Origin of the sequence: Pseudomonas sp. RIT409, from assembly GCF_003052515.2 — a bacterium.
Classification (GTDB): Bacteria; Pseudomonadota; Gammaproteobacteria; order Pseudomonadales; family Pseudomonadaceae; genus Aquipseudomonas.
The window spans coordinates 167664-178342 of sequence record NZ_QARE02000012.1 but is presented as its reverse complement, the minus strand read 5'-3'; the positions used below and the strand labels follow the sequence as shown (position 1 = coordinate 178342).

Here is a 10679-nt window from a genome sequence, read left to right as displayed (position 1 = left end):
CCACGACACCTCCGCTCAGCCTGCACCCAAGTCGCGTTCGGCGGTGGCTGGGCTGTTTGTGTAGGAGGATCAAGAGCAAGAGCAGAGCGTCGTTTGCGTCACCCTCGCCAATGGATCAGCTCGCCTACATCTGGCCCCACGGCTCCAGTTCTTTGAGGATCGGTACCGCCATTTGATCCAACACTTGGCGGGCCCACCCTTCTAACACCAGAGCCAAAGTGGCAACTCCTAAAAGGGAGCACTGTCTTGTAGAATCCGGCATCTCGCACAGACGACTTCGCACCAGGGAGTGGACGTTATGATCGATATTTCCGTAGCAGTACTTTTCACAGGTGCTTGCCTTGCGCTTACGCTGACGCCCGGCCCGGATATGCTATTGATTGCTTCCCGAAGCATGAGCCAAGGCAGGGCTTCGGGGTTCATGTCGCTGGCAGGTATCCAGGTAGGCACCTACTGCCACGCACTGGCTGCGGCCTTGGGATTATCACAACTGATGGTCAACATCCCCACTGCATACGACGTCGTCCGGTTCGTGGGTGCTGCCTATCTTGCATTTCTTGCTTGGAAAGCTTTTACATCCGCTGTATCGCCGCTCAAGGCCGATGGAACCCTAACCCCCACGCCTCTCCTGCGCATTTTCCGGCAAGGCCTGCTGACCAATCTGCTAAACCCGAAAATGGCACTCTTTGTATTAGCGCTCTTTCCACAATTCGTTGACCCGACCAAAGGTTCGATGATCGCTCAGATGTTGCTATTCGCGACCATCTTGAACGTCGTGGGCTTGCTCGTGAACGGCTCTGTGATTGTGTTGGCGAGTAAGGTCGGGAGCAAGCTGGCTACGAATGCCAGGATTGCCAAGCGATTCAATCAAATGCTCGGCGCGGTGTTCCTCGGGCTGGCTTGCCGCTTGACGTTTATATCCGGGAGGTAGGGTTTGGGAGACGGTACCCAAGGGGCCGTTCGTGAAGCATTCGAAGATGCAGCGGCGTAGCAGCGCACGAATGGGGCCATAGCGCCCCCTGATGGCGGCGCTGGAAGCGTCGTCAACCCGGGGACAATAGGGTCCACGCAGACAAGAACGCTGAGCAGGCCTTGGCCGATGACATCAGCGAACACGCTGCAAGAGCCAGGTGCCAGCCTGAATCAATACGTGTCTAATACCCTCCATAACAAAACAGCTTCCCGGATGCCCCATGCAACTCAAACACAAGATCGTCGCCTTGGGCATCCTGCCGCTGATCCTCGCCGTCTGCGTCATCTGCGCCCTGGTCATCGTGCAGAACCAGCGGCTGGGCGAACAACAAGCGCAACTGATCGAAGACAGCATCCTGGCCAGCAAGCGCGCAGAACTGAAAAACTACGTCGAAATGGCCATGAGCGCCCTCGCCCCGATCTACGACAGTGGCCGTGACGACGATCGGACCAAACAGCAAGTCCTCGAAGAACTCGCCAAACTCAGCTTCGGCATCGACGGCTATTTCTTCGTGTATGACCAGAACGGCCGCAACCTGATGCACCCCCGACAAGCCGCGCTGGTCGGCAAGGACCTCTGGAACATGACCGATCCCCAAGGCCTGCTGGTGATCCGGGCCCTGCTGAACAGCGCTCAGTCCGGCGACGGCTTCCAACACTACGCCTGGGAAAAACCCTCCACCGGACAAGTCACCGACAAACTCGCCCACGTGGTCATGCTCAAACGCTGGGGCTGGATGCTCGGGACCGGCATTTATCTGGAGGACGTCGAGCGCGCCACCCAACAGGCGCGTCATGAAGTGGCACGGGGGATCTACGCCACCATGCTCGACATCGGCGCCGTGGCGCTGATCGCGGTGTTGCTGGTGTTCATCTGCGGCCTGACACTGAACGCCAGCGAACACCGTCTAGCGGACCGCAAGTTGCAGTTGCTCAACCAACGCATCATGAATCTGCAAGAGGAAGAGCGCTCGCGGCTGTCTCGTGAGTTGCACGACGGCATCAGCCAGGTACTGGTGTCAATCAAATTCCAGTTGGAGTTGGCCGGTCTGCAACTGGAGGGCAATGACCCGAACGGCCTCGACACCTTGCGCCAAGGGACCGAGCGGCTGGGTGAAGCCATCGGCGAGATCCGAACCATCTCCCACGACTTGCGCCCTTCCCTGCTCGACACCCTGGGGCTGGCGGCAGCGGTCACGCAACTGGTTGCCGAATTCGAACAGCAAACCGGGCTGACCATTCACTATCGTCACGATCTGGGCAACCTGAAGCTGGCCGAGGGCGCCCCCGTGGCCTTGTTCCGCATCCTTCAGGAGGCGCTGACCAACGTCGAACGTCATGCCCATGCCCAGAACGTCTTCATCGACTTGCGGGGCACCAAGCGACAGGTCCAACTGACAGTGCGCGATGACGGGGTCGGCTTCAAGGTGGACGTCAACCACCTGCAGGAGATACAGGGGGGCATCGGTTTGCGTAATATTCGCGAACGCGTCGAGCATTTCCACGGCCAGCTCAACCTGTATTCGGTGCCCGGACACAGCGAGTTGACCGTGGTCATGCCGGTGAGCATCGCCGCCTGATCCATCCACCCAGACAGGAACCCCGCCTCGCATGAGCGCCAGCCAGCCCATCCGCATTGCCTTGGTCGACGACCATTCCCTGGTCCGCGACGGTGTACGCGCGCTGCTTTCCACGCGGCCGTTGTTCGAAGTGGTGGGCGAAGCCGAGAACGCGGCGCAAGGCCTGGCGATGTGTGAAGACGTCAAGCCGGACATCCTGCTGGTGGACATCGGCCTGCAAGACATGAACGGCCTGGAGTTGACCCGGCTGATCCGTCAGCGCTGCCCCAGGATCAAGATTCTGATTCTGAGCATGTACGACAACCAGGAATACGTCGCCACATCGATCCGCGCCGGTGCCAGTGGCTACGTGTTGAAAAACGCACCGTCGCGGGAAATCGTCGCGGCCATCGAAGCCATCGCCACGGGGGGCACCTTCTACAGCGCGGAAGTGACCCTCAAGCTGGTGTCGAAAAAAGTCGACGACAACGAACTGACTCCCCGTGAGGTGGAAGTGCTGGTGGGGCTGGCCAAGGGGTTGGACAACAAGACGATTGCCCGGAATCTGGCGATCAGCGTGCGCACAGTGGAAACCCATCGCCTGAGCATTCGGCGCAAGCTGAACATCGACAAGCCAGCGGGGCTGGTGAAATACGCGATGGAGCACGGGTTGCTGGTGCCTTGAGGCGCCACTGCCGCTTGGCCGTAAACCCTCGGCCGTGCGGCGACAAACGGCCAGGACGACTCAACGCGCCGGCATCGGCACCCCTTGCAGCGCCGTGCCCTCATCGACCGGCAGCGCAAACCTGAACGTCGCGCCCTGCCCCTGAACGTCGAGCAACTCGATCCGCAGCCCATGCAATTGCAGGATCTGGTACACGATCCGCAATCCCAGCCCACCGTCTCGGCGCGCACCGCCAATGTTGAACGGCCGCAGGAACAGGCCTTCGCGCAGGGGGGGCGCAATCCCGGGCCCGGTGTCGCTGACCGTCACATCGACATGGGCCTCGCGGGGCTGCAGCGCTATGCGGATCTCGCCCCCCGCCGGCGTATGGCGCAACGCGTTGTCGAACAGGTTGGTCAGCACCCGCTCGATCAACCCGAGGTCCGCATACACGCCGGGAATGGAGGCCCCGAAGCGGGGTATGAGGTTGACGCCCTTGCTTTGGGCGGACAGTTCGAACTTCTGGAAGATGTCCTGCACCAGGTCCGTCAGCGAAAAGCGCTCGATCACCGGCACCACGAAACCATGTTCCAGCCGCACCAGGTCGAGCAATGACTGGGCCAGCCCTCCCACTTTGCGGCTCTGCTCCAGTGCGATGCCCAGATACCGACGCCGTTCCTCCAAGCTCAATGTCGCGTCCTTGACCGACAGCACCTCCAGATAGCCGTGCAACGACGCGAGCGGCGTGCGCAGGTCATGAGAGATGTTGGCCACCAGTTCCCGGCGGTCCTGACTCTGGCGAGTGAGGGTCTGCCATTGCTCGCTCAAGCGGTTCTGCATCTGTGCAAAGGTCGCCGCGAGCACGGCGATCTCGTCATGGCCGTGTCCCGCCGGTTCGAGCCCCGAAGCCGGCAGGGCGACGGGGGCGGCGTTGATGTCGAATTGGCTGACCGTCTCGGTCAGACGTCGCAAGGGACGGGTAATCCAGGCAAAGGCGGTCAGGCCCGCCAACAGGCACAGCAAGGCGATCAGGCCGATCGACCAGAGCGCCGTGCGCAACGCTTCACTGGTGGCACCGCGCTCGGCGAAGCGGTCGTGGGCCTCGCCCAACAGCACCACGTACAAAAAGCCGGCCGGTTTGCCCATCACCATCAGCGGCGCCGCGCTGAACACCTTGCGCGTTTGCGCACTGCGTGGGTCATCCCCCAGGATCGGTAACGGCGCCCCGGCCAGCAGTTGGCGAATCGGTGCCAGATCCACGCGGTCACGCACCAGGCGGTTCTTGGGGGCTGCATCGCCCACGACCCTGCCCTCGCCATCCAGCAGATACACCTCGACACTGGGGTTGACCAGCATCAGTTGGCTGAACAGCTCGCGCACGGCATCGGGCTTCAGGCCATTGGCGTCCATCAACTGGGTGTCGCGGGCGATGTGCTGGGCCAGGTCGCGAGACAGGCCCTGGACCACTTCCAATTCGTGCATCTTGTTGGAGCGGACCTGCAGCAGCACGGAGGTGCCGCAGCAGATCAGCAGCAACAGCGCGAACACCAGCGACAAACGCTGGGTGAGGGTCATCTTCATCACGCCTCTCCTGCGTCGCCGGGGCCGGCAAATTTATATCCCCGCCCCCACACCGTCAGGATGCGCAACGGCTGAGCTGGATCGACTTCGATCTTGGCCCGCAAGCGGTTGATGTGCGTGTTGACGGTGTGTTCATAGCCTTCGTGGTTATAGCCCCAGACCGAGTTGAGCAAGTCGAGGCGCGAGAACACTTTGCCGGGTTGGCGCACGAAGAAATACAGCAGATCGAACTCCCTAGGCGTCAGGTCCAGCGAGCGGCCGTCCAGGGAAGCATCACGGGTCAGCGGATCGATGAACAGCCCGGCGCTGGAAAGGCTGCCCGCGTCCATTTTCAGGTTGCGCGCCATGGCGTCCACCCGGCGCAGCAGGGCCTTGACCCTGGCGACCAGCTCCATCATCGAAAAGGGTTTGGCCAGGTAATCGTCGGCGCCCAGCTCAAGGCCAAGGATGCGGTGCATTTCGCTGGAACGGGCGCTGGTGATGATGATCGGTGTGTAGCGCGTCATGGCCCGGGCGCGGCGGCAGATCTCCAGTCCGTCGACGCCCGGCAGCATCAGGTCGAGGATCAGCGCATCCCAGCCGCCCTGTTCCAGCAAGCGCAAGCCCTTTTCGCCATCGGCGCTGTGCACCACCTCGAATTGTTCGTCCCGCAGGTGCAAGCCGATCAGGTCGGCGATATGACTGTCGTCCTCGACCACCAGAATGCGTTTGGGCTGATCCATGAAAAGCAAACCTCGCCAGTGCGATGCACGATGGCACCCATTGTGCCGATTTTGCCGTCGTTGAGTTATCACGAATTGTTTAACTCTCGGTGAGGATTCGGGGAACAGCGCCCGCCTAACCTTGGCTCATCGCAGTCGCCCGTGTCAGCGGGCCGTGCCGAGGAGTCGAACATGGTTTCAAGACGACAGTTTCTGGTAATCAGTGGAAGCATTGGCAGCGCCGCCCTCGCGTTGGGCCTACTGCCCAAGTGGGCCGACGGTGAAACCCTCGTGCCGCAAGACGGGCCGGTGGGCAGCTTCGAAGTCAGCCACAGCGACGCCGAATGGCACGCCTTGCTCAGCGACGAGCAGTTTCAGGTCCTGCGCCGCGAAGCCACCGAGCGGCCCTACAGCAGCCCGCTCAACGATGAACACCGCACGGGCACCTTCGCCTGCGCCGGTTGCCAGCTGCCGCTGTTTGCCTCGACCACCAAGTTTGACAGCCATACCGGCTGGCCGAGCTTCTGGGCGCCACTGGACAACGCCACCGCCGTGCGAACGGACACCTCGTTCGGCGTGCTGCGCAAGGAAGTCCACTGCCGACGCTGCGGCGGGCATTTGGGGCATGTCTTTACCGACGGCCCGAAACCCACTGGATTGCGCTACTGCATGAACGGCCTGGCGATGACGTTTGCCGGGGCAGGCGCGTGACCCGCGTCATTCACACCCGAACATCGATTGAAGGAACCGCCCCATGCTTCTGATCCTCCTCGCTTACCTCGGCGGCGTGCTGACCATCGTCAGTCCCTGCATCCTGCCGGTGCTGCCGTTCGTGTTCGCCCGCACCGGGCAACCCTTCGTGCGCAGCGGCCTGCCGTTGCTGGTCGGCATGGCGCTGACGTTTGCGCTGGTCGCCAGCCTCGCGGCGGTGGGCGGCAGTTGGGTGGTCCAGCTCAACCAGTATGGCCGAGGCTTGGCGCTGGCCTTCGTGGCGTTGTTCGGCCTGACGCTTCTGTTGCCCAAACTTGCCGAGCGCCTGACACGTCCCTTGGTGGCCGCCGGCAGCCGACTGTCCGAGCGCGCCGGCGTGGACGCCCGCCCCCGTCCGTGGGCCTCATTGATGATCGGCGTGGCGACCGGCCTGCTCTGGGCGCCTTGTGCCGGTCCGATCCTGGGCTTGGTCCTGACCGGCGCAGCGCTCCAAGGAGCCAGTGTCGGTACCACCCTGTTGTTGCTGGCTTACGCTGCGGGTGCGGCCACTTCGCTGGCCCTCGCCCTGCTGCTGGGCGGCCAGGTGTTCAAGGCAATGAAGCGCTCGCTGGGTGCCGGTGAGTGGATTCGTCGGGGCCTGGGTGCGGCCATGCTTGCCGGTGTCGGCGCCATTGCGTTGGGGCTGGACACCGGCATTCTCGCCCGCGTGTCCACCGCGTCGACGGGCGGCCTGGAGCAGGCACTCGTCGGTCGACTGGCCAGCGACGACAAGGGCAATGGGGCCCTGCAGGGCGGGGCAATGATGGCGCAGAACATCCCCGGCAGAGACCCGGCCGGCGCCAGCATGCAGGCTTCCGGTGCGATGATGAGGGCCGCCATAAGCAGCACGTCGGCCCTACCGGTCGAAGGCCAGTTGCCCCCACTGGAGGGTGCCGTGCAGTGGCTGAACTCGGCGCCGCTGACTGCCGAACAATTGAAGGGCAAAGTGGTGCTGGTCGATTTCTGGACGTACTCGTGCATCAACTGCCTTCGCACCCTGCCCTACGTCAAAGCCTGGGCGGACAAATACCGTGACCAGGGGCTGGTGGTGATCGGCGTCCACGCGCCGGAGTTCGCCTTCGAGCGTGACGTGAATAACGTCACCCGCGCCATGAAGGACCTGGGTATCGACTACCCGGTGGCCATCGACAACGAGTACAGGATCTGGCGGGCGTTCGACAACCAGTACTGGCCGGCCCACTACTTCGCCGATGCCCAGGGCCGGATTCGCTACCACCACTTCGGCGAAGGCGCTTACGACGAATCCGAGCGGGTCATCCAGGCACTGCTGCGCGAGGCGGGCAGTCGTCAAGTGGCCGATGACTTGATCGACGCCAATGGCCAGGGCGTGCAGCAGGCTGCTGACCTGGGCGATGCGAAGTCCCCGGAAACCTACCTGGGCTATGAACGTGCCGAACACTTCGTGTCCCCCGGTGGCCCGAGCCACGACCGCGGCGCCCCCTACAGCGCCCCGCAGGATCTGACGTTGAACAGTTGGGGGCTGGAGGGCCAGTGGAACATCGGCGCCGAGCGCGCCCGCCTCGACGCTGCCCATGGCCGGATCGTCTACCGTTTTCACGCCCGGGACCTGCACCTGGTCCTGGGCCCGGGCAGCGATGGCAAGCCCGTGCGATTCAAGGTCACGCTCGACGGCAAGGCACCGGGCGATGCACACGGCAGCGACGTCGCCCCTGACGGCAGCGGGATCGTGGCCGAGCAACGCCTTTACCAGTTGGTCCGCCAGCCCGGCGACGTCGCCGATCACACCTTCACCATCGAATTCAGTGATCCGGGAGTGTCGGCCTACGCCTTCACTTTCGGTTGATCCCCGTGCAGCTCAGGAGTGCTTGATATGAAAACGTTCAGCCTTGCGTTATCCGGTCTACGTCGCAACAGCCTGCGTCTGGCGCTCGGCGTGGTCGTGCTGCAAACCGCCGCCTGCTCGTTTGCCGGTGAAGACGCAGTGAGCATCGCCCCGCCGCAGAAAGACGAAAGGGTCAGCACCGCCGGCACCGAAAAGGCGGTGCTCGCCGGCGGCTGTTTCTGGGGCGTTCAGGGCGTGTTCCAACATGTTCAGGGCGTTCGGCAAGTGGTATCGGGCTACGCCGGTGGCAGCGCCGACACCGCCCATTATGAGCGAGTCAGCGAGGGCGATACCGGGCACGCCGAGTCGGTCGAGATCACGTATGACCCTTCGCAGGTGAGTTACGGCACGTTGCTGCAGATCTTCTTCTCGGTCGCCCACAACCCGACTGAACTCAACCGCCAGGGCCCGGATCACGGCACCCAATACCGCTCCGCCATCTTTCCGGAAAATGCCGAGCAGCAAGCCGTGGCCCAGGCCTATATCGCCCAGCTCGATGCAGCGAAAGCCTTTGGCGCGCCCATCGTGACCCAAATCGAGCGCTACAACGGCTTCTACCCGGCAGAGGATTACCACCAGAACTTCCTCACCACTCACCCGACCTACCCCTACATCGTGGTCAATGACTTACCCAAGGTCAGTCAGTTGAAGCAGTTGTTCGCCACCCGCTACAGCGAACAGCCCGTGCTGCTCCAGACGGCGAAATAGCACGGGACACCCTGAAACGCCACGCAAAGGCCTTGACTGCCGTGCGCCCACGCTCTCCTCTTTTGACGCCCTCTGGGGCGTCTTTTTTTTTGATAGGAGGAGCGAAATGGACAATCTTCCAGCCTTCATTTTTTTCCTAACACCCGCCCCGTACGACGCTCATCGGGCCCTGCCTGGGTTGAGTCCTTCCCGCTGTTTCTTCACCGCAGTGACTGTGCGACCTGTGACAGCTCCCCAGAGCAGTCATGGATGGCCCTGCAGGGCTGAAAAGAGGCGCACGAGCGTCCAATACAGCCGAGAAGGATGCCTCGACACTGAACCTCTCTAAACCGGAGCCTGATCATGAATAAACTGACCACCGTGGCGGGAGCACCCGTCGTCGACAACCAGAACTCCCAATCGGCCGGCCCTCGCGGCCCGCTGATGTTGCAAGATGTCTGGTTGCTGGAAAAGCTGGCGCATTTCGACCGTGAAGTGATTCCCGAGCGGCGCATGCATGCCAAGGGTTCGGGCGCCTTCGGCACCTTCACCGTGACCCACGACATCACCCGCTACACCAAGGCCCAAGTGTTTTCAGAGATCGGCAAGAAGACTGACATCTTCATCCGCTTCTCCACCGTGGCCGGCGAACGTGGGGCGGCCGACGCCGAGCGCGACATCCGCGGTTTCGCGGTCAAGTTCTACACCGAACAAGGCAATTGGGACCTGGTGGGCAACAATACGCCGGTGTTCTTCCTGCGCGACCCGCTGAAATTCCCTGATCTGAACCACGCGATCAAACGTGACCCGCGCACCAACATGCGCAGCGCCGACAACAACTGGGATTTCTGGAGCTCACTGCCTGAAGCGTTGCACCAGGTGACGGTGGTCATGAGCGATCGCGGCCTGCCCAAGTCCTATCGCCACATGCACGGCTTCGGCAGCCACACCTTCAGCTTCATCAGCCCGAACAACGAACGGTTCTGGGTCAAGTTCACCCTCAAAACCCAGCAAGGCATCGAAAACCTGACCGACCAGGAAGCAGCGAGCCTGGTCGCCGATGATCGCGAAACCCATCAGCGCGACCTGTACGAAGCCATCGAAAAAGGCGAATTCCCGCAGTGGAAACTGTTCGTGCAAATCATGCCTGAACAGGACGCCAGCACGTACCGGGTCCACCCCTTCGACCTGACCAAGGTCTGGCCGCATGCCGACTACCCGCTGATCGAGGTCGGCGTGCTGGAGCTCAACCGCAACCCCGACAACTACTTTCACGATGTCGAACAGGCGGCGTTCAACCCGGCCAATGTGGTGCCCGGCATCAGCTTCTCCCCGGACAAGATGCTCCAGGGGCGGCTCTTCTCCTATGGCGATGCCCAGCGCTACCGGCTGGGGGTCAACCACCATCAGATTCCGGTCAACACGCCCAAGTGCCCGGTCAACAGCTACCACCGCGACGGCCAGATGCGGGTCAACAGCAACGCGGGGGGCACCATCGGTTACGAGCCGAACAGCAAGGGGGCGTGGGTGGAACAACCGGACTTCTCCGAGCCGCCGCTGCAATTGCATGGCGCGGCTGCCAACTGGGACTTCCGCCAAGACGACGATGACTATTACTCGCAACCGCGCGCGCTGTTCCGCCTGATGACGGCCGAACAACAGCAGGTGCTGTTCGACAACACCGCGCGTGCCATCAATGGCGCCTCGGCCTTGGTCAAGCAACGCCACATCGACAACTGCACCAAGGCCGACCCGGCGTATGGCGCGGGCGTCGCCGCCGCGATCGAGAAACTCGGCGGATAACGCCTCGTCGGCGTTGACACAAAAGGGGCTTCAGTCCACGTTAATGAAGCCCCTTTTGCCTCGAACGCTGCCCGGCGGCGTTCGTTGATCCGAGTCTT

The 10679-nt window shown here is 62.5% G+C and carries 9 protein-coding genes; 7 read left to right on the top strand and 2 right to left on the bottom strand.

Going from position 1 to position 10679, the window contains the following annotated elements; all coding sequences use genetic code 11:
* Positions 1 to 298: 298 nt before the first annotated feature.
* From DBP26_RS16670 to DBP26_RS16660, 3 genes are all read left to right on the top strand, one after another.
* Positions 299 to 931, top strand: a complete 633-nt coding sequence (locus DBP26_RS16670) for a LysE family translocator (RefSeq protein ID WP_108238625.1) — start codon at positions 299 to 301, stop codon at positions 929 to 931.
* 262 nt (positions 932 to 1193) lie between these two features.
* Complete coding sequence (locus DBP26_RS16665; protein WP_108238624.1) at positions 1194 to 2552, top strand: cache domain-containing protein; 1359 nt, start codon at positions 1194 to 1196, stop codon at positions 2550 to 2552.
* Positions 2553 to 2583: 31 nt separating this feature from the next.
* Positions 2584 to 3216, top strand: a complete 633-nt coding sequence (locus DBP26_RS16660; RefSeq protein WP_108238623.1) for a response regulator transcription factor — start codon at positions 2584 to 2586, stop codon at positions 3214 to 3216.
* A gap of 60 nt (positions 3217 to 3276) precedes the next feature.
* On the opposite strand, the gene DBP26_RS16655 is transcribed toward DBP26_RS16660, so the two are convergent.
* Together DBP26_RS16655 and DBP26_RS16650 are read right to left on the bottom strand one after the other, a co-directional pair.
* Positions 3277 to 4776 carry a HAMP domain-containing sensor histidine kinase gene (locus DBP26_RS16655; protein ID WP_108238622.1) on the bottom strand — a complete coding sequence of 500 codons (1500 nt, stop codon included), beginning with the start codon at positions 4774 to 4776 and terminating at the stop codon, positions 3277 to 3279.
* The gene (locus tag DBP26_RS16650; RefSeq protein ID WP_108238621.1) at positions 4776 to 5498 is read right to left on the bottom strand and encodes a response regulator transcription factor; all 723 of its coding nucleotides are present in this window, start codon (positions 5496 to 5498) and stop codon (positions 4776 to 4778) included. The genes DBP26_RS16655 and DBP26_RS16650 overlap by 1 nt, the downstream gene beginning before the upstream one ends.
* A 171-nt stretch (positions 5499 to 5669) precedes the next feature.
* Here DBP26_RS16650 and msrB point away from each other — a divergent pair, with 171 nt between their 5' ends.
* From msrB to DBP26_RS16630, 4 genes are all read left to right on the top strand, one after another.
* A complete protein-coding gene (gene msrB / locus DBP26_RS16645; protein WP_108238620.1) occupies positions 5670 to 6188 on the top strand; it encodes a peptide-methionine (R)-S-oxide reductase MsrB in 519 nt (172 codons plus the stop codon).
* A gap of 43 nt (positions 6189 to 6231) precedes the next feature.
* Entirely contained in the window at positions 6232 to 8052 is a 1821-nt protein-coding gene (locus tag DBP26_RS16640) for a cytochrome c biogenesis protein DipZ (RefSeq protein WP_108238619.1), read from the top strand.
* Between the two features lie 27 nt (positions 8053 to 8079).
* Positions 8080 to 8799: a peptide-methionine (S)-S-oxide reductase MsrA gene (gene msrA, locus DBP26_RS16635; RefSeq protein ID WP_108238618.1), complete on the top strand. Its 720-nt coding sequence runs from the start codon at positions 8080 to 8082 to the stop codon at positions 8797 to 8799.
* A 342-nt stretch (positions 8800 to 9141) separates the two neighbouring features.
* Positions 9142 to 10581 (top strand): catalase, encoded by a 1440-nt coding sequence (locus DBP26_RS16630; RefSeq protein WP_108238617.1) that lies wholly within the window; start codon positions 9142 to 9144, stop codon positions 10579 to 10581.
* The last annotated feature ends 98 nt before the right edge of the window (positions 10582 to 10679 follow it).

Excerpts from the sequence above, each read along its gene's own strand:
- DBP26_RS16630 (WP_108238617.1), top strand. The coding sequence starts at position 9,142 with ATGAATAAACTGACCACCGTGGCGGGAGCACCCGTCGTCGACAACCAG.
- DBP26_RS16650 (WP_108238621.1), bottom strand. The coding sequence starts at position 5,498 with ATGGATCAGCCCAAACGCATTCTGGTGGTCGAGGACGACAGTCATATC.
- DBP26_RS16660 (WP_108238623.1), top strand. The coding sequence starts at position 2,584 with ATGAGCGCCAGCCAGCCCATCCGCATTGCCTTGGTCGACGACCATTCC.
- DBP26_RS16665 (WP_108238624.1), top strand. The coding sequence starts at position 1,194 with ATGCAACTCAAACACAAGATCGTCGCCTTGGGCATCCTGCCGCTGATC.
- DBP26_RS16655 (WP_108238622.1), bottom strand. The coding sequence starts at position 4,776 with ATGAAGATGACCCTCACCCAGCGTTTGTCGCTGGTGTTCGCGCTGTTG.
- DBP26_RS16640 (WP_108238619.1), top strand. The coding sequence starts at position 6,232 with ATGCTTCTGATCCTCCTCGCTTACCTCGGCGGCGTGCTGACCATCGTC.
- msrA (WP_108238618.1), top strand. The coding sequence starts at position 8,080 with ATGAAAACGTTCAGCCTTGCGTTATCCGGTCTACGTCGCAACAGCCTG.
- DBP26_RS16670 (WP_108238625.1), top strand. The coding sequence starts at position 299 with ATGATCGATATTTCCGTAGCAGTACTTTTCACAGGTGCTTGCCTTGCG.
- msrB (WP_108238620.1), top strand. The coding sequence starts at position 5,670 with ATGGTTTCAAGACGACAGTTTCTGGTAATCAGTGGAAGCATTGGCAGC.